We start from the raw sequence: 22,884 nt of genomic DNA on the forward strand, positions 1-22,884 counted from the left end.
GGTTGTTGATCTATCGCTATGTTCCGCGCACCCTGTTTTTGTAGCAATCTCCGCGCGCTGTGGCTGCGTCTCAGACAATTTGCACTTGTCGATTTCCGCGCGCGCGCGGCAGACACTGGCTGAATGAAAGTAGCACCGCAAAAGCCAGACGCCAGCCCAGCCCCTGCCGACACCGCCAGCAGCAGCGCTCCTGCGCGTGCCGTCAAGCGCTTGGCCAAGTCCAAGTTGAGCGGCAAATTCTGGCCACACATCACCACGGTGACGCCCGAGCAGGCGTTTACTGCTGCCGTCCTCAAAGACATTTCGCCCGAGGGCAAGGGGCTGCCGTTTGAACTTGACGCCCTGCCCGCTGGCAAGTGCAGCGCGATCACAGATGGCGGCGCCGGCCAGCGCCGCCACGCCCGTGACCTTTATTGGCAGGGCTGGAAGCTGACCCACATCGCCGAAAAGCTGGGCGTGCCCCGCGCCACGCTTCACGGCTGGCACAAGGCCGAGCGCTGGGCCGATGCCAGCCCCACCCAGCGCGCCGAGGGCGTGACGGAGACGCGCTACGCCCAGCTGGTGGCCAAAGATGAGAAGACGGGCAGCGACTACAAAGAAATTGACTTGCTCGGGCGGCAAATGGAGCGCTTCGCGCGCATCAGCAACTATCGCCAGTCGGGCCGCGAGCGCGATCTAAATCCCAATATCGATGCGCGCAATGCAGTCGCCAAAAAGCAGCCCGTCAAAAACTTCCTGACGCAAGAGCAGATCGAGCAGCTGCACGATGCATTCATTGAATCGTGCTTCAAGTACCAGCTCACTTGGTGGCAGAACAGCCACCAGCGCACACGACAGATCCTTAAAAGCCGCCAGATCGGCGCCACTTGGTACTTTGCCCGCGAAGCGCTGATTGATGCGCTGGAGACGGGGCGCAATCAGATCTTCTTGTCAGCCAGCAAGGCGCAGGCGCACATCTTCAAGCAGTACATCCAGGCGTTTGTCTTTGAGGTCTGCCAGGTGGAGCTAAAGGGCGATCCCATCGTTTTGGGCAACGGCGCAACCCTCTACTTCTTGGGCAGCAATGCGCGCACCGCGCAGGGCTATCACGGAAATTTCTACTTTGATGAGTACTTCTGGACAGCTGACTTTGAGCGCCTGAACAAGGTGGCCAGCGGCATGGCCATGCACAAGAAATGGCGCAAAACCTATTTCAGCACGCCATCGAGCATCCAGCACGCCGCCTATGTGCTGTGGAGCGCCAAGAAGTTTGCGCGCCGGTTCAAAACCGATATCGATATCACCCACGGCAAGCTGGCGGGCGGCTTCACGGGCGAGGACAAGGTGTGGCGCCACATCGTCAACATCTTGGACGCAGAGGCCGGTGGCTGCGATCTTTTCGACATTGACGAGCTGCGGCTGGAGTATTCCGACCCCGAGTTTGAAAACCTGCTGATGTGCGGCTTTGTGGATGACTCCTTTAGCGTCTTCCCACTGACCAACCTGCAGCCCTGCTTGGTGGACAGCTGGGAGGTCTGGAAGGACTTCAAGCCATTCACTCAGCGGCCCTTTGGCTGGCAGCCGGTATGGGTGGGCTATGACCCCAGCCTAAACGGTGACAGCGCGGGCTTGGTGGTGCTGGCCCCGCCTGAGACGCCGGGCGGCCCCCTGCGCGTGCTGTACACCCGCCAGCTGCGCGGCCTGGACTTTGAAGCGCAGGCGGCCGAGATCAAAAAGGTGTGCGACACCTACAACGTGCAGCAGCTCACGATTGACCAAACCAGCATCGGCAATGCCGTCTACCAGCTGGTGGTCAAGTTCTACCCCGCTGCCCGAGGCATCAACTACAGCGTGGAAAGCAAAACCATGCTGGTGATGAAAGCCCTGCAGGTCATCAAGTCCAAGCGCTTGCAGTGGGACGCTGGCAACAAAGAACTGGCCGCCTCATTCATGGCCATCAAACGCGAGATGACCGCCAGTGGTCGCAGCGTGACTTACGCGGCAGGCCGTAGCAAAGACACCGGCCACTCTGATTTGGCATGGGCCTGCATGAATGCGCTCAGCAATGAAGCACTGGAAGTGGGCACCGGCCTGGCCACAACGCAAACGCATTCCTTTATCGAGGTCTATCCGTCATGAGAAAACGCAAACCCGCGCAGCCCCAGCGCACGGCAGCAATGGCCGCCCCATCGCCCGCACCTGCACCAGTGGCGGGCGAGCCGTCCAATGTGCAGGCATTCAGCTTCGGCGAACCCGAGCCCGTGATAGGCGGGCGCAGCGCACTGATGGAGTATGCCGAGTGTGTGCAGAACGGTGAATGGTACGAGCCACCAGTCAGCCTGGCCGCCCTGGCCCGCCTGCTGCGCGTGGGCGCGCACCATGAATCAGCCCTGCGCTGCAAGGTCAACATCCTGGCCAGCACGTTCATCCCCACCCAGTGGCTGAATGCCGCGGACTTCAAGGCCATGGCCTTTAATTTCTGTGTGCTGGGCAACGGCTATCTGGAGTGGCGCGAAAACCAGCTGGGGGACAAGCTGGTACTGCGCCACGCCCTGGCCAAGTACATGCGGGTGGGCATCGAGCCTGGGCGATTCTTTTTCGTGACGGATCTGCAATCGCCGCATGAATTCAAAGCCGGGTCTATCCTGCACCTGCGCGAGCCCGATCTGCATCAGGAAATTTATGGTGTCCCCGGCTACTTGGGCGCCATGCAGTCGGCCCAGCTCAACGAAAGCGCAACGCTGTTCCGGCGCCGCTATTACAACAACGGTTCGCACGCTGGCTTCATCCTGTATGCGACTGACCCAGCACAAAGCCAGGGCGACATTGACGCCCTGCGCAAGCAGCTGACCCAGACGAAGAACGGCGGTAACTTCCGCAACGTCTTCTTCTATGCGCCAGGCGGCAAGAAGGACGGCCTGCAGCTGATCCCAATCAGCGAAGTGGCGGCCAAAGATGACTTCTTGAACATCAAGAACAGCAGCCGCGACGATGTTCTGGCCGCGCACCGCGTGCCGCCGCAGCTGATTGGCATGCTTCCAAACAATACGGGCGGCTTCGGTGATGTTGAAAAGGCTGCGATGGTTTTTGCGCGCAATGAGATCACCACCCTGCAGAGCGACATAGCCGGGTCGATCAACGCACAAGCCGGCCGCGAGGTGGTGCGCTTCAAGCCCTACCAGCTGAGCGAGGGCCAGGCCGCCGAGTAGCGCTACCCGCCGTCTGCCAGCCGGGCACTACGGCCAGCCCGGCCTAGGTCGGCGCCCCAGCACACCCACAGCAGGCCCAGCCCGCGCCGCACGCGCCGCCAGCCACGCACCCAGCCCCACAGGCCCGCCACAGCGCGGGCCTTTTGCATGGGCAGCGCACTCCCTTGCCCACGCCCTGCGCCCGCACCACGGCCCGCAGGCACAGCCACAGGCCCCTGCGCAAGCCCAGGGGGCACCCCCCCCCCTACCCCGCGCCAGGCCCACCCCCTGCATACCCCCGCTGCGCGCGGTCGAGACCCCGCCGCGCCCGCTCGCTTAATAGGTCGCAATCGTCGGCACCGCCGACCATGCTGCAATCCAACACTGGCGGGGCCTAGCAGGGAATTCTCACCTCCTATATAAGTGTCGGGAAACGTCGGGTTTAGCAATGTGGGAAGAACGGTGCCGCGCGGACTAAAGACGCATCTCATCTTCCAGCGATGCCAGCATGTCAGCATGTCAGCATGTCAGCATGTCAGCATGTCAGCATGTCAGCCGGCATGCTAATCGCGGACTTCAAACGATGCGTCGGCAGCGCCGCAAAACAGTCACGCGCACAAACCGTCACGGGACTGACTCCAGCAACTAATTTGCAGTGGTTGGTCTGTTTGCATCAATCAATGCAGCAGCAAACATCGAGAACTCCTTGTCGGCATCGCCTTCTTCATTAAGCGCGGCAAGCAGCGTTGCTCGAACATTTCCGTTTACCGTTCTATAGCAAGCATCCAACGCATTTTGCAATTGCGACAGACGAATAGCTCGCTTTTCGATAAGCTCAGCACGATTTAGGTCGATAGTCGCGATGGTGTTTGCTCCGCGCTCACTTCCAGTCTTATGCCTAACGGATGACCCAAATGCAATAAGGTGCATACTCGGGTCTTCGCTATAAGGATCGACTAGTGGGCATACCGCATCGAACTGATCTTTTTTTGCATTATTGCAACGTGCACAGCAATAACCAAGATTACTCCATTCGAACTCAAGTTCTGGATACATATTTGCCGCTTTGGGGCGAATATGCTCAACATCTCCGAAATAGACATGTGAAACCTGGCTTTCACAATACATACATTTCCCATGCGAAGCACGTAACAATGCGCCTTTATTATCAGGATGCTTGTAGTTTGACTTTAGCGCTTCGGGGTTTGGGCATATTGGACGATGGAGACGCCTCATTTTTGAGCCTCAGCAATCCTTCCCACTGCCTCGGGAAACATTCGAGCAAGACCGGCGTTACTAAGCTCAACACGCAATGCTCTCAGCGAATCAGAAGTCGGGTCAACCTGTGAATGTCTTTCGAGAATTTCAGAAAGTTTCTTCACTGCCCACGGAGGTAATGTTGTGGACACTCCGAGAACCTCGTCGAGCACGTCAACTGCATTCTTTACCTCAGCCCTGAAGTCTAATAAGTGGGAACACACTTTCTTTGAATCACCATAACGAAGTGCATAAACATTCGCATCTTCAACGGAGGTTACTATCAGCGGACTATGAGTTGTGACGATGAATTTTACATGAGGAAACGCCAACAGCAGATTGGGAAGCAGCGTCCGCTGCATGCTTGGGTGAAGGTGGTTCTCAACTTCGTCGATTACTACAGTGAAGGATTCCTTCGCGTCATTATCAAACATGAAGATTTGCCATGCTATGTCTATCAAGGCAGAAATCCCACCAGAGGCGGTTTCAAATAGAAACTCATCAGCGCCGCCATTGCAAGTAAATACTATCTCATAGTCACGAACTTCAAGATCTTCGAATCCAAGGGATTGAGGCAATATTGCCCTAAGAATATCCCGAAAGCCCTCGAAGTTTCTTATTTGCTGAGGATCTGGAGGCATGATGGCTTTTGTCGGACTGCGTACACCATAACCGTTGATAATCCATCCAAGCAGCGTATTCTTCATGAGAAAGCTACTGGGCTCCTGAGAATAGCTTCCCGAGTGCCTGCTCATTTGATTGTGCTGAATTTCATCAAACGCGGCTTGTCGCTCCTTGCGAGTGGTGTTGATCTGGCCTACGCGCCTATAAGAAAATATTTGTCGATGAGACGGAATGTAAAAGAATCTCACATACTGCTGATTGGATACATGCAATTGATACTGAGCTGCATCCGTTTCTGGCACTATGAGCACCCCCGAAGACTTATCGCTGTAAGTTATTTCACCTATTGAACGATCATTGACTTTCTCTTTGCTCGGAGACCTAAACAGGGAGAAGTATTTTAGGGCTTTAGTTTTTAAGTCACTCTTCGGAGTGGCAAGCGATACCGGATGCCACCCTCGGTGCCTCGCCAAGATGGAGAGTATCGTTGTCTTGCCGCTTCCATTTGCACCGGTAATTATGGTTGCTCGTGGATGAAAGTTGATATCTATCTCAGCGAACTGTTGCCAATCATTCAAAGTCAGTCGTTCAAAATCCACGATATTCTCCGTTGAGATTTATTCTAGGCATATAGGGCCTCACCTAGAATTAGCCTAGGCATTCACATGATAGCGGCCCTTAGAACTAATTCAATCCTAGGGGGATCAACAGGTACTCACTTGACTTATTGCGGTTCCTCACAAACGGTGGCTTCTGACGGTATGCCCTCGTCATAACTTGGAACTACCAAAGGCCTGTAACGGTCATCCCAGAGCGCGGCAACAAGCCAGCGGCAGCCTCGGAACCCCTTCCAATCCCTCTCAAGACGTCTGGGATTTCAAAAATCACCGAGAAAACTTGCAAGTTCAAAGAATGCCTAGACTCTCTCAGCTACCTGTGCTTTTTATACAACAAATGCTAGGAAATTGGTACTCGCCGAGACCGTCGAATATTGGCCTGTTTGTTGGCCTGTAGCACTTGAAGGTTTAGCAGAAGCCTTATTTTTAGCCATACTGCGGCGGCCGCCTTCTCCGCCACAGATGACCGATTCAATAGCCTGCAAAGGCTGATGAATCAAAAAAGGCTGCAAGCTTCGGTTTGCAGCCTTTTTCTTTTGTGATTCCGCTTTTAATTCAAAGCATTGATAACGATTTCTCAGTACAGGCGATGGCTAGCCCTCCGAGATTTCGCCATCAAGGCCTATGGTTTTATTTCTTGAACTTTCCCGATTCAGCTTTGGCTTGCTGAAAAACCGGACCCCACAATGGATGACCGCGCTCTGCATCATTCAAATCAAAATGAGGCTCAATTTTGATGAGTTCGGCAAATGTTCTCTTGCATTGGTTGGCATTGTTATTGACACAGTAACTAAACGCCAAATATTTCAAAGATCGCACCTGCAGTTCAGGCCATGCCCTTTTAAAAATCGGTTCCCTGAAAATCTTGATGGCATCAAAATACTGGCCATCATTGTATCTCGATAAACCTTCGGCAAAGCGGCGCTCTACCGCAGTGACGCCAGTGTTGGCTGTATCGGTGTCGCTGGAGATTTGGGCGGCACGCGACTCAGGGGGCTTTGCGGGAGCCATTTCCACCGGCGAAGTTTCCACAACAGGTTGCGGCTCGGTGTTCTGTTGTACCTCGGTGGTTCCGCATGCAGTCAACGCCAACGCGATTCCTGTGATCACGCCAGCACTTGAGACATATTTAACTATAGACATATCAACTCCTATCTAGCTTCACGAACTCAAAATTTATGAGAAATTGTTATATCTTTTTTATCAGACACTTTGATTGATTGAGAGAACTTGGCAAATTCACCATTCTCAATGCTTATATGGTGCTCTCCTTCAGCAAGCCAGATACGCACCACTGGCGGGGAAATACCCTTGTCCTGCCCATCGATAATGACACGTCCCCAGGGCCGCACTGAAAGCTTGATGTAAGCCCCAGGTTTATCCTGTTTCGCTTCTGTCGTAGTTTTTCTCTCAACATCCACAGCCGGATGCGTGGGTGCGCCCTTTGCTGTGTTGGGCCTCGTTTCATTCAAAAGCTGCACTACCGCATTTTGGCTATTCGGGGTTTCAGCGGTCCTGTTGGCTGATACCGGCAGTGCCACAGCACTGGTGCCCTCCGAGACTTTGGGCACTGCGGGAGACAAAGCGATTTCAACTGGTTTTACGGAGTTCGCCCTTTCGGCATCTGCCGCCTCTTGCGGGTTCTGAAGAACGTCTTGGTTCCTCAGCTCCACGCCAGCCACTGGCTGCCGGTTCACTGCGATGGCCTGCGTGTCCGCCCAAGCGCCTGGTGCCACTTGTTCATCCAGGTGGGATGCGTGGGCAGCCATTGCGCCATGTGCACTGCCTGCCCCATCCGCACTGCCCATTTCTGGGGCCACAGATAGGGCCTGCTGCTGGCTGTTATAAGGATCGGTCTGCACAGCCTCATCTGTTTTTAGCGTGGCCTGGCCGGTGTCCGCATAGGTTTTTGGATCGCCTTCTTGGGTCGTCCACCACGACACAAAAGCGCCGACCACCAACAGTCCAGCAGCACTGGCGACGATCCAGGGCCAGCGGCGAGTGGTTCGCATGCTTGCAGGCTTGCCTACCGCCCCTGGGCTTGGGGCTGTGGCCATTGTTGGCAAGCCAGCATTACCCTTGGATGCATCCTTGCCCAGAAGCGTATCGCCGGCTGCTGCATCAGCATGCGCATGGGCGCCTGATGTGCTGAGGTCCGTACCTACCAGAGCATCTCCGGGCTGCGCCGGCGGGTCAGCAGCAACTGCATCCATAACCTCGCTCACCCCCGCAAGCGGGGGCTCAGCGGGCAATGCATCCAAATTGCCTGATGTTGGGTTCAGCGCCACCTGGAAATCGTCGATGGATTGCGGGCGGTGGTTGGGGAATACAGCCAGCGCGTGGTCGATGGCCTGTGCAAACGGGGCAGAGATGGGGTAATCCGCCGAAAGATGGAGCCTTTTGAGCGGGTCTTTTACCAGCCGCGCCACAGACGCCACCGGCGCCTTCCCCGTCACCACAAAATACAGGACTGCACCAACACCGTAGATGTCGGTCCAGGGGCCCTGGCGCATGGATTCATCATCTGCATACTGCTCAATCGGTGCAAATCCCGGCTTGAGGATCACCGTGAGCGCCTGCGTCATATCCCCAATGACCTGCCTTGCAGCGCCAAAATCGAGCAGCATTGGCGCACCCGTGTCGAGCACCATGATGTTGTCGGGCGACAGATCACGGTGGTAATAGTTTTGGGCATGCAAAAGGCGCAGCGCATCCAGAACCGGCGCTATCACCTGCTGCTTAATCCATGGCTCCTGGCTGCGCCTTTCTGGCTCGTCCTGCAGTACCTTGCGCAGCGTTCTGCCCTTGCAGTACTGCATGACCATGTAGGCCGTGCCGTTCTGCTCCCAGAAGCGGTGAATGCGGATCAGCGCGGGGTGCTCAAACTGGGCCAATATGCGTGCCTCGTTGAGAAAGCTCTGCAGGCCGGTCCCGAAGGTGGCGTCGTATTTTTCAAAGCGAGGGCGAACGGTGCCCGCCCCATCCCGAAAGGCAATCGCACCGGGCAGGTACTCCTTGATGGCAACGGTGCGCTGCAAGGAATGGTCGTAAGCCAGATAGACGATCGAGAATCCTCCTTCGCCGACCACGCCCAGGAGCTCAAACTCGCCCATCCGGGTTCCTACCGGAAGGCTCATCGCCGTACCTGCCGTCGGCAGGCCTTCATTCATTTCTGGTTCCATGTACTTCTGTCAAGGGTTGACGATCAAGCCTGGTTTGATCAGCGGACATTGCGGCCAACGAGCCAGGTCATCAGGGTTCCATCCAGTCCGGACTCATAAGAAAATGCTTTGAGCGGGGCGCCTCCTGCAGGGTGGGTCCACCAAAATGAGGGGCAGTCCTTCTCCCGCAGTGACTTGGCCATGTCCGGCCAGGGATACGAGGTGCCTCGCACCACCGGTCGAGTTCGCAGCTCCTCACTATCGACATGGATGTCACCCGCCAGAAGCTCCAGGATCTCGGACCCGGCGGCCGGGACGGCATCTCCCCCCACTGGAAATACGGAACGCCATTGCGCAATGACATGGCCCCAGAGCTCGTCCATGCCGCTTCGGGGCAAGGCTCGCTGGATCGCGGAATGCAGCTGATGCCCCGTCATGTTCAGCAGTGTTGGCAGCTCCATCAGCACCGCTGTTGACGTCATCAGCTCAGACGCAGAAAGCGCATAGGCCACCACAAAGGGGTAGCGGCGCCCTACGCGGTCCACGCTCGGTGCCATGCAGCCCACAATCACTTTGTCACCTCCTGCTATCGCGCGGGGGAGCAGCAGATTCCAGGTGGGTGCCTGTGCCAGCTGCGCCACCCAGGCGTCTCCCAACTGCGAGCGGCCTTGCAGCATCCCGGCCTGCAACCAGTCCTCCAGCGCCACTCTGGTGCGGCTCCTTGGATTGCTCCACACAAAATCACCATGGCTTGGGAGCTTTCCGCCCCAAACCACGTCGATGGATGCTGTGCCTATGAAGCTCACTTTTCTGCACTCCTCGAATATGACGTTGTTCAGAACTGGCTTGGGCAGGCAAATGTCTGCATCTGGGTCAGCCGGAAAGGGTTTTGTACGCTGCTGGTGTGGACTTCAAACACCACTTTTTTGCCACTGACGGTGGCGGTCGCCGTGAAGGAGTCGGCCCTCAGACCCGACGCGAGCGTCAGCTTGTCGAAAAACCGATGCAATGCCCAGCTGCCATCGGTGCTCAGCGCACTTTGGCCTCCCGATTTGTCTGAAATCTGCAGTGACACCTGCTGCCGTCCCCGGGGGCCCGGCCACACCACGCTCTGGCTGATCTGTGGCCCGTGGGCATAGCGAATCACCGTTCCATCCACATCCAGCGCCATGCTCGACACAGAAGGATCCAACTCGACCACCTTGATCTCCAGGCGCAATCTGGGGATCGCGTCCCCGCTTGCGAAAAACACATTCCGGATCACACTGGCTTTTTGGAAGGCGCTGAGCGAGCCATGTCCACCGGTATGGCTTCCATCCATGTTTTTCTTGAAGGTCCAGGTGGTGGTATCGACCATCGGGGCCAGGGTTCGGTTGAAGAAATCGTCCATCAGACCGCCCGGCCCAAACAACCGGGCAAAGTCCTGGGGCGTCACATCCTCCGATGCGCCCCGGTTGAGGGGATAGCGCCCGGCCACTGCCTTGCGGCAAAAATCCCCCACGGTGGCATTGAGGTTCGCGCCAATCTGGCTGCGCACAAGACTCGAGGTCTGCTGGCTGCTCGCCGTGGCAATGCCCCCTAGCATCTGTGCCAATGGAGCAGGTAGCCGCGATGCTTCCGTCCTCAGCCGAATGGCCGCATCCGGCGGTGGTGGCATGCCGCCGGAGCGCACGGCAGCGTCCGTCGCCATCAAGGTTCCGTAGTACTCGTCCAAGGTCTTCATAATGGCATCGATCGGCATGCTGCCAGGGGTCTGCGCGCCTGGGGCACCGACCAGGCGGCGCAAGGGCTCAAAGTAGTGGTCGACGATCAGCTCGTCTTTGTCTTCCTTGCGGCTATGCGCGGCGGGAACGGGGCCAATGACGCGCTCGATGTCGTCACGGGTGTTTTTGATGCCCTTCGTGACCCTGTCCACCACGGTCTGCTGCCCCCGTTCGGCCTCACGCAGCAAGGTGGTCTCTCGCACGACCCCACGCAAGAAAAGAGGCAGCGGAGAATCGGGTGCAGACAGCACGCTCAAGCGCTGAATCGACGCTTGCAATGAACCGCTTGGAATCAGCTGCACATCCTGGATGTACTGTGCCCAGGTCTGCTGGTACTCGCGCAGATAGAGCATGCGCACCTCTCGGACCAGCTTGCCGCGGGCCGCATCGCCAAGCTGCGTCTTGATGCTTGGCGCGGGCAACCCCAGCACCCAGCCTTCGTCGCCTGCCACCTCGGTGACCACGCTGCCAACGGACTTGTCAAACAGATCCCAGTAGCCCTGGTAGGTAAACAGACCGGGAACACCACGGTTCAGCGGCTGGCCCCCTTTGCGAATAAATACATTCGCGGCCTGGGGCCCCGCCACATCCAGGATGTTGAACTCCCTGAGCTCATTGCGTTGCAGGCGGCTGCGCAAACGGTAGTAGGCACGCTGCGCGGTAGACAAGGTGGAAAGCCTGCCACGCACCTGGCTGACCAATGCGTCGTTCAACGGGTATGGCGAGCTGACCACCTTGTCGCTCGAAAACAAAGCGCTCAAATGCCGGTCGATGCTCGCAGCTGTCTTCGGGTCGGCATCGGGCAGTACAAAGCGCTTGAAGTCGCTGCTCATCCATTGCTGCAAAAAGCCAGGCGAGTAATGCGCACTTTGCTGCAGCATCAAATAGGCCTTGAGCGCCTCATACAGGTACTCCAGCGAATCGACCGGGGGATGCTGAAGCTGCGCCTCCAGGCGTTTGGCGACCACCGGTAGCAGGCCGTTATCGAGCATGCGTTGGTATGCCAGCTGCGATGCAGCGGCCACCTTCTCGCCTTGAAAAAGGCCATAGCGGTAATCCAGCGGCGGCTGCGTGATGGGAAACGCGGGCATGTCCCCTATTTCCTTCACCTGGCCCAGTAGCGCCATCAGTCCCGCCAGATCGCCCGCGTTGCTGTTGTAAGCATCCACCGATTGGGAGACCTCATCTGCCTTCAGGCTGACATGGTCGATATAGGCGTTGTTGTTGCCATAGCTGATCAGCCATGCAGACAGCGCAACGACCAGCAGCACCACCGACGCGCCATAGCCTACATAGTTGAGAAACTTGGCCCGGCGCTCCCAGATCAGGTTGCGCCCGGCCAGATGGGATTCGGCAAAAATCACCTTCACCAGCAGGTCGTACAGAAAATAGCTTTTGCCCCCATCCTGGGCGCGGGCCACGGGCACGCTGCCGGCCGAAGAAAAGGCTTTGCGCAAACTGCCCAGTACCCGGTCAAAGACCGTCCCCTCCTGGGTTCCGCTGCTGAAGTACACACCACGCAGCAGGGGCTGGTGCATGATTCGCGATTCGGCAAAAACAAAGTCCACGGCCTTGGCAACCCTGCCGCGCAAACCCGCAAACTGCTGCGGAAAAGCATAGATGTAGTTGCGCCGGCGCTGGTCCATCTCCTGGGCCAGATGCGCATCTTGCACGCTGAACAGCGCTTTTTCCAGCGCAGCCCATTCCTCGCCAAATAGCGCGGGCGTGGGGCGGTTGCTCTTGGCTTTTTCCGAGTATGGAAAGGTAAAACCCCAGACCTGGTTGCGCTGGTCTTTGCTGAAGCCCCCAAAAAACTCATGGAAGCCCGCCAGCAAATCGACTTTGGTGACCCATACATACACGGGCAACTCGATGGCCAGCGCATTCTGCAACTCATTCAAGCGTTCGCGCAGTGCAGTCAGGTGAATGATGAGTTCATCTTCCGAATGGGTCAGCAGATCCGAGGCGCTCAGCGTCAGCATCACGCCATTGATGGGTTGCCGGGGGCGGTATTTTTTCAGAAGGCCCAGAAAGCCCTCCCACTCCCGTTTGTCCACGGATTCATCACTGTCCTGCGTGGTGTAGCGCCCAGCGGTATCAATGACCACCGCCTGGTCCGTGAACCACCAGTCACAGTTGCGTGTGCCGCCAACGCCTTGCAGCGCCGCCTTGCCGTACTGGCCTGCAAGCGGGAAGTCCAGGCCTGAGTTGACCAAGGCGGTGGTCTTGCCAGAACCCGGCGCACCGACGATCACATACCAGGGCAACTCATAGATGAACTTGCTGCCCATGCCGCTGCGCGACTGGCCCTCGACCCGCAGCGACTTGAGTGTTTTGGCCGCCTCTGAAAAACGCCCTTGCAGCTCCACCACCTCATCGCTGGTATCACCGTTTTTGCGCTGCGCGTCCACGGCATCACGAACCTGGCCAATGCGGTCAAGCAGCAAGCTGTTGATATTGCGCCGGCGCCAGAACGACACCAGCAGCCACAGCACATACAGCGCAGCCACAATGCCGATGCACCACCAGCGCATGCGCTCGGGATCCAAGGGCCGGTAATCTGCAAAGGCGAACAATGGCCCGGCAAACCAGATAAAAAATGACAGCGCAACAAGGCCCACCAGCACCCAAAATGTGCGGCTTGCCAAGAAGCCGAAAAACCGTCGTATCCAGTACATCATTGCTGGTCACCTGCAGTTGGTGCCGCAAAAAGAACGACCTCCACCCGCCTGTTGCGGGCGCGTCCTTCTGCGGTTTTGTTATCGGCAACCGGCTGTGCATCACCCATGCCTTGCGCTTGCACACGTTGTGCCACCACGCCACGGCTGCGCAACAACGCCACGACTTGCTCTGCGCGGTCCTTCGACAGCTCATAGTTGGAGGGGTAGCGCGCAGTCCGGATGGGTACGTTGTCGGTATAGCCTGTGACCGTTACATGGCCGCGCTCGGCCACCAGGGCATCCGCTACGCGCTGCAAAACAGGCAGGTAGGCGGGCAGCACGGTGTTGGAGCCCGATGCAAACAGCCCATCCCCACGCAGCACAACCGTGCTGCGATCGGCCTCGTCATGCACGCTGACCAGGCCTTCGCGGATCTCTGGCTCCAGGAACTTGCTGAATCTCGCAGGCCCCGGACGGGGGGTGGCGGCCACAGGCCGGTTCAGCTGCAAACCGCTGATTTTGTTGAAGAGCGCATCCGAGCGCCCCGCCAAGGCGAACGAAAACCAGAAGTAACAGCCCAAGCCGATCAGCGCAGCAAGACAGGCCACTACCCAGACGGGCATCAGCCGCCAACGCTGCGGGCCGCCACCGAGGGCGCCGCGCCAGTGCGGCGAGAGTTGATCATCGCTGCCTACACCCAGGTCGCGCAGAATGGTCCAGAGGCGCTGACGCAAGGTTTCCAACTGCGCGCGGCCGTTATCGACCACACGAAACCGGCCCTCGAGCCCCAGCGAAATGCAGTAATACATCAGCTCGAGCAGCTCGCGGTAATGCTGCGGGTTCTGCGCGAGCTTGGAGAGCAGTTGAAAGAACTTCTCCCCGCCCCAGGTCTCGTTGTGGAACGTGACCAGCAAACTATGGCGCGCCCAAATCCCCGATCCGCCCCAGGGCGTTTGCGCAGCCGATTCATCGATCAGCGTGCAAAGGCAGTAGCGCGCGCCGACAATGGTCTCCGGCAAAACGCCAAGCTCTCGGGCTTTGCGCTCGAAATCGTGCACCTTGCTGATCAGGAACTCCCGCAAGCTGGCGATATCGCTCAGCTGCGCCGTGTTTCTAATCTGCGGCACCAGATTGAGGACCGGATTGGCGGCGACCACCAAAGGGTTGGAGCCACTGACCACGTCAGGCAAGTCCAGCACCAGCGGAGCGTCGCCCGCCAGGGGATGGGGAGAAGACGGCTTGGCACCGGCCTCCCCTGTCTCGGAAAACATCTGGTTGATATTGGACGAAGTGGGATTGGACACTGCTTCCCTTTGTTAAATACTTGGCCACCAGGCTGGCTGCAGCGCGCCACGGCTGCCTGCGTTGCGGCCCATCAGGGCTTGATGGCCCAGAACTCCAGACGCAACCCTGGAAAATCACCCGCCACATGCATCGCAACACCGCCCGAGCGCTCCAGCTGTTCCCAAAGCTCATTGGTGGTATCGAGCTGGAAGTAGTTGTAGTTCGCGTGGTATGGCAGCTCGCGCGGAGCGATGGGCATGGGATGCAGGCGCACCCCCGGCAGATGCAGATTGACCAGGTCGCGAATCTTTTCGACCGGGCCGATCTTGACTTGCGTGGGAAAGCGGGTTCGCACCACATCGGTGGGCAACTCGGCAAATACAGCGAGCACAAAATTGGCCTGCTTGACCAGACCCAGGTCCGGAATCACCCCGACCCGCACCCCGTACTGGCGCTCGTGCAATTCAATCGGTATGGCGTTCTGCTCCAACACCATGGACAGCGAGCGGCGAATGTCATTCACCACCGTGGTGAAGGGCGGGCTCGGCGCATCATGGTCATAGACCGGGTATGCCATTGGCCGGCGATCGTCGCGCGTGAAAGTAGACAGCTCACCGGCCAGCTCCAGCAAATGGCCATACACCCGCTCGGGATGCAATATCTTGTGGTCACGCAGATGGGTGATCTTGGGCTGCCAGCGGTTGATGATGTTCAGCATCATGAAATCACCCACCTCGGCAATGCCTCCCCGCCCGGGCTGCAAAACGCGCTGCGCCAAGGCCTCACCGCGCTGCTGCAGCAAGCCGGCAATATCGTCCACCATGGCATGCAGCAATCGGCTCTGTCCGTAGGCGATCGATGGCTGGATAAAGCGCTCGTCCAGCACCACCGCGCCATCGTTGCGCCTTTCAGCGACATGCACCACACCCAAACGCAACCAGCTGTCCGACATCTCTGACTCGGCGATCAAGCGGGCACGCATATGCGCCACCTGCGCCAATGCCGGCTCACCCGCGCCCTCGTTGGAGTCGGCCAGTTCCGCATCCTCTGCCAGATAGCGGGCCAATGTGCCGGTGTCGGCAAAGCTCAATTCCGTCGCCAAAGGGCGGCGCATCGGCAAAGCCAGATAGATACGCTCGTCCTTGCATGTCTTGTCAATCTCCAGCGGCTCGACCATCGAGTCCTGCCCTGGAAAACTGAAAGGCGTGCCATCCGGGAACACCCCAACCGCTTTGAGCAAGGCCAGTTTTCCGAGTGCCAGGGCTTCGACATCCAGCACCAACTCGCGGAACCCCCAGAAATAAGGTTCAGCAGCGAGCGACCTGGCATGCGAGAAAAACTCCAGATACCGCTCTTGCTGCTGAAAGTGCTGAGGGCGCAAAAACATGCCCTCCGACCAAACGACCTTGCGCATAAACATGGTTGCACCCGACTTGGTTAAAACGGCAGCCGCATGCCGCCCGGCATACTGGGCACCGACCCACTGGTGGGCACAGGCACCTCGGTCACGTTGGAACTCACGGAAACCTTGTTGGTCCCAACGTAAACCTTGACGTAGGAGGATTCAAACGACGGATGAAAGACCGAAAAACGCCCTGCCTCCTTGGGCGCAGGCAGCGGTGCAATACCGCGCCATACCGCCCTGTCCAAATCGCGGTAAGCCACAAACACACCAAGCACACGCTCCTCGGCCAACGCTTTTCCTAGCAACACCTTCGCTTCGCCAGGCTGCAAGATAAAGCTCTCCTTGGACACCAAGTCAGAGGACAGAATCTGCTCATCCTTCTCGTACATGCTGAAGAAATCACTGCTGTTGAAAGCCGTCACCCCTTTGAGCCGGTAGATCTTGACCTGCACTGGCGTGGGCTGGCCATTTCGGTCAAGGTTGAGCTGGTCGTCGGCAGTGATGACCACGGTGTAAGGCGCGGGCAACACTGGCGCCGGCCCCGCACAGCCAGACAACATCCAAGCCGCGATAAGTGCAATGAGACTTTTCATCGTGATTTTTCTATGAATTTTATTAACTCTATAGACAATCACTATTGTGCCAGCGCCTGTGTCACTCGTGGGGAACATGGCGCAAAAACGGATGAATTGTTGCCAGAATTCAACCTATTGGAGACAGACGGCGTTGCTGCCGGGGTGCAGAGGTGTGCTACGTCAGCAACTCGCAGTCCACGCTTGGGCCTCTCATCCGCGCCATCGCTTGGGCGATGAAACGACCACCGCAGATGGTGGAACTCGTCAATTGCACCGACCGGTCTGCGCAGTTCGACCGCGTGCTGTGCGCACGTCTGGCCAACGGCGGGAATTCAGCCCAACAACCTATAGGGGACCTCTCAAAACCTGATTTTTTGAAAAATTGGCATCAAATAAAGCAAAGGGTTAGGAGACGATTTTTTGAAATTTTGGAGGTTTTGAGAGGTGCCCTAATGCATACCAAAGTAGGAATGGATCAGGCAATTTCCTGATCCGGCTATTTCAATCTCCCCTCAGGGTAACCTTGTTCACTCAACGGTAAATCAGCCTTAATTAATAAGTTCTCAGAATACCTTCGCGAGCTGTCTCGGAGTTATCGCACATAGCATGTGCTTGCTTGAACAAGGCCTGAGCTTTCGCTGCATCTCTCTCTATTACCTCGTAATGACTCGCTTTATTTAATACAAGATTGTACTGCAAGTAGTGTGTGGACGCCTTGGATACAGATTTCCCTTTCTGGGCTGTAAAGCTATCAAGAAATTCATATGATCCGCCCCAGCGTGGAGACAGATAATTTATCGCACTGATGGAAGCCGCCATTCCTTTGGGATCAACCTGTTCGGCTGTACGCAGCCACTGCTCAGGAGTTTTTCCCTCTATCTGATTCAACATGGCAGCTAAGCCAATGAAGGTACTGTGGGGTAAGGCGGATCTCGGATCGAGCTGTATGGCTTTTCGCAGATAACCCTGAGCAACGACACTCATCTTATTGGCGTCGACCCACTGGCTGTTCTTCACATTAGCTGTCGCTCTGCTGCCTCGCGCGGCAAAAGCTTTATCAGAATAGAACATGCCAGCATTGAGCTGGGCAAAAAATGATGTGGGGCTTTGGTCAGCCCACATCTTGGTAAGCTTTTCTTCGCGGGCGCCCATCTGTTGCAATGCCACCAAATCGCGAAGTGTCAGCAGGTCACCCCCCTCGGATTTGAGATTTTTCCGGTGCTGCTTGCTAAGTTCTTTTTCAAGCTCTTTAAACTTAAAGCCGTTTAACAGTTCTGCTCGTTCGACATCCTCCAAGGTTGCCGAGTCTTCTGGAATAAGAGAGCAATTGGCCGCGTAAGTATTAGAGATTAGGCATGCACTGACCAGCGTGATGGCCGCCATACGGGGAAGACAAGGAGTGATTGGATTGTGGTGCATAGGTAAAATATCTAATAAAGCTTAAAAGTGTAAATTATCAATACAAAGTTACTGGAATAATGAAATAGAAAATAAATTAATAGATTTTTATTCCGCTTTGGAATTTAAATAAAAGCCGTATGCGCATGAAACATAAAATATTGGAATCACAAAATTCATATAGTAATCCAGCCTATTTCCATTAGATACAAAGAAGCTAGTTGAAAACACCATTAACAGCATTGCAAGAAATCGAGCAAGCACCTTTAATAGACTATCATCTGCAGGATAGGATATGGTAATTAATATTATTGCAGAAAATAAAACACCATTTACAAGAATTCCCACCAATGAAAGACTACCGAATAAATAGCAGTAAAAAATACATGCAGTCGCAATGATAAGCGCCTCATATCTAGAATTAATCAAGTTGTATTTCAAATCTATGGTGTTTATTGATCGGAATATATTTATAAGTTGACGAAGATTTATTTGAAAAGAAATCAATAAAGATATTATGCCTATCGTCACAAATAACAAAGGCGAATATATTACCATTACTGATATTGGGAATTTGATGTAAAGCGGAGTATTTCCCAAGAAATTATTCAAATTATCACTGAACAGCTGCATTAAAAATCTTGAGGGAGTTGCAAAAACATCAGTGGATGCAGCCAAAAAAAACACAACAACAGACAAAATATTTAGCTGCAAATATTTTTTAATATATGTTTTTCCATAAATCAAACTAATAGATTTATTGAAAATAAATAAATAAACTATTACGGTAAATATTATAGTGAATATAAACATTTGAAGTATTAAATGAATCAACGCTGCTTGGCATTTTTAAATTAGTAAATTAGATATTGGATTTACAGGATATACATAAATATTAAAATCGCCAGCTATGCCATCGGGATCTTGATATGATCATCTATAACATCGAAAATTTACTGAGCCAAAGTAAATTATATTGACTTGGAAATTTTACCAAAGGTTAATGCCAGATATTCTATTGAAGGAGATTTTTGGAGAAAAGCTCATATCTGTAAAATTGATTTTCCTCACCGAAGTAAAAAATTCTCTTGCATCCCCCTTTTCAAATTTACTCTCAAACCTTACTTGAATTAGTTTTTGCCCCGCAGAAGTAATTTGCTCATAATTTATGTTTTTAATCTTTAGCTCTTTAAAGTTACCCATCTTTAATTTAATATATTCAAAATCGCTTGTGTATTGATCAAGCGATGTATTCATTTTGCTGTATTTCAATATCCATTCGTAATTTGCTTTATAGTTTCCTGAGTTGAAATTAAGATGAAACCTATTTGCATAATTGGTGTATAGCTCTTTGCTACTTGGTTGATTGCATCCTGCGGAAAAGAAAATTATAAAAATAGGCAAGAGATATTTAAAGTATTTCATATTAGCAGTTTGTATTTTGGGTGCAATCTAATGCACTAACGCTAAAACCGTCTCCTTTTGAGACTCCGATAGATATTGAGGTTGAATTTGTTTTTGAGTCTTGTGTGCCTTGTGCTCCGACAGAACCCATTGCACCCCCACCTAGATAGCCTCCTGATGATTCCGAGACTCCAGCTGATGGTGCACTGTCTGAAATTCCTACTGCTACGCCTACACCGTACATGGCTCCTAATCCCAGTAAGTTACATGAGGCCGAATAATTGCAATTAATAATTGATAAATTTCTTCTTATACCGAATGCTTTACCCGTTGACGTGGCTCTTCCATATAAACCTTGTGCACTTGCATTGGTGTCTATGAATATGGAGAAGGGAAGCGCAGGTGATTCAACTATTGGTGGGGCAGGACCCTTCATCGCGTCAGAGAGTGCACTTTGATTTCCGGCTAAACTTCCATTGAAGATCGGTATAGAACTCCATCCTTGCAAACCCAATGGATCTAAATTCTGCAGTGGCTTATTTACATATTCAAACGAGTTCCACCCTCCGTGCAACTTAATTGGGTCTGAATTTATGTATAGAGCAATATCAGATTCATAATACCGATACCGGTTGTAATAAAGCCCCGTATCCTCATCCGCATGCTGACCTGGTAGCCTGATCGGCTGGTACAGCCCGCTGGGGTTATGCTCCACCCGCACATTGCCCCAGGCATCCAATTGCACCGCCCAATCCACCCGGGTGTCTTCCCGGATCAAGGCATGAGACGTTCCCAGGTGATCACAGAGGTGGGGACTTCGGGCTTTTGCGCGGCATGGAGTTAGCTGCAAAAGCAGGCCTGCAGGTAGCTTTGGGAGACGTATCTGACTCGATGACTCTTACCAACTTATCTCCGATGACGACTAAATCCATCTTAGTCTAGAGCTCATTAGTGGATCATTTCATGAGCGGGACTCTGAAATTTTTGGGGGACACATTTAGCACTGACTTTGAGATTAGAATTTATAACGTTTTAATTTTTCATAAAAAATCAAAATGTATAGAAATTGTAGTGACAAAGGAAAAAAAATCACTAAGGGAATGATATATATCTCATTAGGGGAAATTATGTATGTGGATAACTGATGATTTTTTGGATCAACTCTTATTTCTATTTGGTTTGAAAATTTTAGATTGTTTTTTATTTCTTGCATTTTTCTCGACGGAATATTCATGTATTCTTTTAATTCAACGCCAATATTCCGACCATTAAACCTCACTCCATTTATCAAATATGAATACCGAACACCGACCAACGCCCCCTTATAATCAATATCTTCAATTTGTGCGGAATAGCGTTTCCAGTCGTTTATTTTCGCATAACCCGAAACGTATCTAAAGACATCCTCAAACAAAATACAACTCATCGACATAGCTAAAGAAAAAGCAATCCAGGCGATGGTATTTCTTGGCCATAGATATAGCGCCAAGAGATCAATGGAATCATTGTATTTATTCACATTTCACCTGACATGTCAAACAAGGGACTTCAGTAATTGACTCTGCAAATTCTTCTAAATATTTTCAGTTTTAAATCAAAATATCTAAAACAAACCTTCTAATCATTAAATTGATTTTATTTCTTCAAATAAAATCCGTATAGAGACAAAAAAAATGCTATTGGCGTCATAAAACTAGCTATATTATCAAGACGACTGCCAATTTTTGAAAAATAATCAAAAAATCCAACAGCCACAATTGAAAGCACAACGTGAACTATAACAAATCTAACATCTTTTGCAATTTTTTCATTTGATGCCAATATGACAACAGTGATGAAACCCACAACCAATGCCATATATAAATTAAAATCCCCAACAAATAGGAAATATGCACTTAAAAATAAAAAAATAAAAAAATGAAAGTATTTTAATTTTTTCATTGAATCGTTAAATTTTTTTAGATCATCCATTTCAATAATCTCTAGTAATCGGATTTCTTGCACATCTCACCCCCCATATCCTCAACCACTGATGTTTTGTTGTTTACTCTAAATGGAATATACTTTTTAACACCGGCAAAAACTGCATCCTTAAGCGGCCCTCCAGGGGAGTATCCTGCAGCTAGATCTAATGTTGTATCTGAGAGAAGAACAACTGTTGGCTGGGGCTTCAACATTTTTGATCCAGTGCCAGCAATTATGCTCACCGCACCTAATGCATGCGCTGCAGTCCATAGTATTACAGTAGATGCAAAGATACCCGAAAGTACCCTCTGCAACTATCTACTGAAGCAAAAAAACCGCCAAAATCACATTTATTTTTTATAATACTTCAGATAAAATCCATAAAGTGTGGCCAATACAAAAATAGGCAATACAAAATTCAAAAAATTGCTTAGCCTTTCATTTGTCCCCGACAAAAAATCATACGAACCAATCATCATAATGATTAGAATCATTTGAAATATTGCTATATGACCTTCGTTTTTTTCGGAAATGTAATTATTCAGTATCAAGCCAATTATAAATATCCCGCCAATTATTGAAAAATTAAAAAACAAAAACTCATCAAACAAATACATGTATACGCCAATCGCAATTGACATAATTAAAGATGCATACCTTGACTGCTTTATATTGTTTTTTATAGCTTCAATTTTTTTCATATTATTCAATTATAAATTGGATGTTCCGCATGACTTTTCGCTCGGACCTGCGACCGCAGACGGAGCCATCTCCACAGCAGTAGTCATTATTTTTTTCAAAACGATAAATCCTATATCTTTAATAAAGCCTCCTGGGGCATGTGCACCAGCTATGTCCAATACGGCATCATTCAGATGAATAATATTCGGTGTTGGCTTAAGAATTTTGGAACCAGCGTCAGCTGCTGCACCAATCGCTCCGGCAACCGGTGCAGCAGCTGCCAAAGGAGGGAAATAAGCTAATGCAATAGATGCGGCTCCAAAATAATCTGATTGCTTAGCCAAATAATCAGCTGCCTCAAGTTTGCTTGTTGGAATTCCAAATTTTCTTAAGTTTTCCCGAGAAAATACTGATTCTTTATCAGATAAACATTGCCCGCAGTTTGTCAAATTCATTGCATTAGTTAGTGCCGCTTGATTTCCGGGAAGATTTCCGTTGAAAATCGGTATACTTGCCCATCCTTCAAGACCTAATACGTCTACCCATTGGAGTGGATTTTTTACATATTTATCCAAGTTAATACTGGCATTTATCCCTAGAGGATCCTGATTAATAAATCCGGCTATATCCGGCTCATAATACCGATACCGGTTGTAATAAAGCCCCGTATCCTCATCCGCATGCTGCCCAGGCAGCCTGATCGGCTGGTACTCCCCGCTGGGGTTATGCTCCGCCCGCACATTGCCCCAGGCATCCAATTGCACCGCCCACTCCAGCTGGGTGTCTTCTCCGATCAAGGCATGGGGCGTGCCCAAGTGGTCACACAGGTAATGCCGTATCTCGATGCTTTGCGCCGCTTCCTCGCGCTGGCTGGTCACCGTCTGCTCCAGCTCCTGGAACTGCTCGTACATAAAGCGCTGCAC

The 22,884-nt window shown here is 52.8% G+C and carries 19 protein-coding genes; 2 read left to right on the plus strand and 17 right to left on the minus strand.

Annotated features, from left to right (window positions below):
* Window positions 1-123 precede the first annotated feature (123 nt).
* Both WH367_RS22990 and WH367_RS22995 read left to right on the plus strand, forming a co-directional pair.
* Window positions 124-2,118: a terminase large subunit domain-containing protein gene (locus WH367_RS22990; protein ID WP_339537838.1), complete on the plus strand. Its 1,995-nt coding sequence runs from the start codon at window positions 124-126 to the stop codon at window positions 2,116-2,118.
* The gene (locus tag WH367_RS22995; RefSeq protein WP_182322407.1) at window positions 2,115-3,188 is read left to right on the plus strand and encodes a phage portal protein; all 1,074 of its coding nucleotides are present in this window, start codon (window positions 2,115-2,117) and stop codon (window positions 3,186-3,188) included. Before WH367_RS22990 ends, WH367_RS22995 begins: the two co-directional genes overlap by 4 nt.
* Window positions 3,189-3,812: 624 nt before the next feature.
* Here WH367_RS22995 and WH367_RS23000 read toward each other — a convergent pair.
* From WH367_RS23000 to WH367_RS23080, 17 genes are all read right to left on the minus strand, one after another.
* Window positions 3,813-4,403 (minus strand): HNH endonuclease, encoded by a 591-nt coding sequence (locus WH367_RS23000; protein WP_339537839.1) that lies wholly within the window; start codon window positions 4,401-4,403, stop codon window positions 3,813-3,815.
* A complete protein-coding gene (locus WH367_RS23005; RefSeq protein ID WP_339537840.1) occupies window positions 4,400-5,647 on the minus strand; it encodes an AAA family ATPase in 1,248 nt (415 codons plus the stop codon). Before WH367_RS23005 ends, WH367_RS23000 begins: the two co-directional genes overlap by 4 nt.
* A gap of 648 nt (window positions 5,648-6,295) precedes the next feature.
* On the minus strand, window positions 6,296-6,808 hold the full coding sequence (locus tag WH367_RS23010; RefSeq protein WP_339537841.1) for a TssQ family T6SS-associated lipoprotein: 513 nt from the start codon (window positions 6,806-6,808) through the stop codon (window positions 6,296-6,298).
* 26 nt (window positions 6,809-6,834) lie between these two features.
* Complete coding sequence (locus WH367_RS23015) at window positions 6,835-8,835, minus strand: serine/threonine protein kinase (RefSeq protein WP_339537842.1); 2,001 nt, start codon at window positions 8,833-8,835, stop codon at window positions 6,835-6,837.
* 50 nt (window positions 8,836-8,885) lie between these two features.
* On the minus strand, window positions 8,886-9,632 hold the full coding sequence (gene tagF, locus WH367_RS23020; protein WP_312989474.1) for a type VI secretion system-associated protein TagF: 747 nt from the start codon (window positions 9,630-9,632) through the stop codon (window positions 8,886-8,888).
* 29 nt (window positions 9,633-9,661) lie between these two features.
* Window positions 9,662-13,270 (minus strand): type VI secretion system membrane subunit TssM, encoded by a 3,609-nt coding sequence (gene tssM / locus WH367_RS23025; protein ID WP_339537843.1) that lies wholly within the window; start codon window positions 13,268-13,270, stop codon window positions 9,662-9,664.
* The gene (locus tag WH367_RS23030) at window positions 13,267-14,520 is read right to left on the minus strand and encodes a DotU family type VI secretion system protein (protein WP_339537855.1); all 1,254 of its coding nucleotides are present in this window, start codon (window positions 14,518-14,520) and stop codon (window positions 13,267-13,269) included. The genes tssM and WH367_RS23030 overlap by 4 nt, the downstream gene beginning before the upstream one ends.
* Before the next feature lie 104 nt (window positions 14,521-14,624).
* The gene (tssK, locus tag WH367_RS23035; RefSeq protein WP_339537844.1) at window positions 14,625-15,953 is read right to left on the minus strand and encodes a type VI secretion system baseplate subunit TssK; all 1,329 of its coding nucleotides are present in this window, start codon (window positions 15,951-15,953) and stop codon (window positions 14,625-14,627) included.
* A 17-nt stretch (window positions 15,954-15,970) separates the two neighbouring features.
* Window positions 15,971-16,531 (minus strand): type VI secretion system lipoprotein TssJ, encoded by a 561-nt coding sequence (tssJ, locus tag WH367_RS23040; RefSeq protein WP_339537845.1) that lies wholly within the window; start codon window positions 16,529-16,531, stop codon window positions 15,971-15,973.
* Window positions 16,532-17,065: 534 nt separating this feature from the next.
* Window positions 17,066-17,896: a DUF4034 domain-containing protein gene (locus WH367_RS23045; protein WP_339537846.1), complete on the minus strand. Its 831-nt coding sequence runs from the start codon at window positions 17,894-17,896 to the stop codon at window positions 17,066-17,068.
* A gap of 1,005 nt (window positions 17,897-18,901) precedes the next feature.
* Window positions 18,902-19,336: a hypothetical protein gene (locus WH367_RS23050; RefSeq protein WP_339537847.1), complete on the minus strand. Its 435-nt coding sequence runs from the start codon at window positions 19,334-19,336 to the stop codon at window positions 18,902-18,904.
* A gap of 1 nt (window position 19,337) precedes the next feature.
* Complete coding sequence (locus tag WH367_RS23055) at window positions 19,338-20,060, minus strand: RHS repeat-associated core domain-containing protein (RefSeq protein WP_445228151.1); 723 nt, start codon at window positions 20,058-20,060, stop codon at window positions 19,338-19,340.
* A 270-nt stretch (window positions 20,061-20,330) separates the two neighbouring features.
* Window positions 20,331-20,834, minus strand: coding sequence for a hypothetical protein (locus WH367_RS23060; protein WP_339537849.1), 504 nt, complete (start codon window positions 20,832-20,834; stop codon window positions 20,331-20,333).
* A 116-nt stretch (window positions 20,835-20,950) separates the two neighbouring features.
* Window positions 20,951-21,286: a hypothetical protein gene (locus WH367_RS23065; protein ID WP_339537850.1), complete on the minus strand. Its 336-nt coding sequence runs from the start codon at window positions 21,284-21,286 to the stop codon at window positions 20,951-20,953.
* 11 nt (window positions 21,287-21,297) lie between these two features.
* Entirely contained in the window at window positions 21,298-21,492 is a 195-nt protein-coding gene (locus WH367_RS23070; protein WP_339537851.1) for a hypothetical protein, read from the minus strand.
* Window positions 21,493-21,630: 138 nt separating this feature from the next.
* Window positions 21,631-21,981 (minus strand): hypothetical protein, encoded by a 351-nt coding sequence (locus tag WH367_RS23075; protein ID WP_339537852.1) that lies wholly within the window; start codon window positions 21,979-21,981, stop codon window positions 21,631-21,633.
* A gap of 9 nt (window positions 21,982-21,990) precedes the next feature.
* A partial coding sequence (locus WH367_RS23080) for an RHS repeat-associated core domain-containing protein (protein ID WP_339537853.1) occupies window positions 21,991-22,884 on the minus strand: 894 nt, incomplete at its 5' end.

It is taken from the genome of Comamonas sp. MYb21, from assembly GCF_037479395.1.
Taxonomy (GTDB): domain Bacteria; phylum Pseudomonadota; class Gammaproteobacteria; order Burkholderiales; family Burkholderiaceae_C; genus Comamonas.

What these genes read in the sequence shown, in the direction of transcription:
- WH367_RS23070 (WP_339537851.1), bottom strand. Translation starts at nt 21,492, where the DNA reads ATGTTGAAGCCCCAGCCAACAGTTGTTCTTCTCTCAGATACAACATTA.
- tssJ (WP_339537845.1), bottom strand. Translation starts at nt 16,531, where the DNA reads ATGAAAAGTCTCATTGCACTTATCGCGGCTTGGATGTTGTCTGGCTGT.
- tssM (WP_339537843.1), bottom strand. Translation starts at nt 13,270, where the DNA reads ATGATGTACTGGATACGACGGTTTTTCGGCTTCTTGGCAAGCCGCACA.
- WH367_RS23030 (WP_339537855.1), bottom strand. Translation starts at nt 14,520, where the DNA reads ATGTTTTCCGAGACAGGGGAGGCCGGTGCCAAGCCGTCTTCTCCCCAT.
- WH367_RS22990 (WP_339537838.1), top strand. Translation starts at nt 124, where the DNA reads ATGAAAGTAGCACCGCAAAAGCCAGACGCCAGCCCAGCCCCTGCCGAC.
- WH367_RS23010 (WP_339537841.1), bottom strand. Translation starts at nt 6,808, where the DNA reads ATGTCTATAGTTAAATATGTCTCAAGTGCTGGCGTGATCACAGGAATC.
- WH367_RS23000 (WP_339537839.1), bottom strand. Translation starts at nt 4,403, where the DNA reads ATGAGGCGTCTCCATCGTCCAATATGCCCAAACCCCGAAGCGCTAAAG.
- WH367_RS23015 (WP_339537842.1), bottom strand. Translation starts at nt 8,835, where the DNA reads ATGAATGAAGGCCTGCCGACGGCAGGTACGGCGATGAGCCTTCCGGTA.
- WH367_RS23065 (WP_339537850.1), bottom strand. Translation starts at nt 21,286, where the DNA reads ATGGATGATCTAAAAAAATTTAACGATTCAATGAAAAAATTAAAATAC.
- WH367_RS23075 (WP_339537852.1), bottom strand. Translation starts at nt 21,981, where the DNA reads ATGAAAAAAATTGAAGCTATAAAAAACAATATAAAGCAGTCAAGGTAT.
- WH367_RS22995 (WP_182322407.1), top strand. Translation starts at nt 2,115, where the DNA reads ATGAGAAAACGCAAACCCGCGCAGCCCCAGCGCACGGCAGCAATGGCC.
- WH367_RS23045 (WP_339537846.1), bottom strand. Translation starts at nt 17,896, where the DNA reads ATGGCGGCCATCACGCTGGTCAGTGCATGCCTAATCTCTAATACTTAC.
- WH367_RS23050 (WP_339537847.1), bottom strand. Translation starts at nt 19,336, where the DNA reads ATGAAATACTTTAAATATCTCTTGCCTATTTTTATAATTTTCTTTTCC.
- tssK (WP_339537844.1), bottom strand. Translation starts at nt 15,953, where the DNA reads ATGTTTATGCGCAAGGTCGTTTGGTCGGAGGGCATGTTTTTGCGCCCT.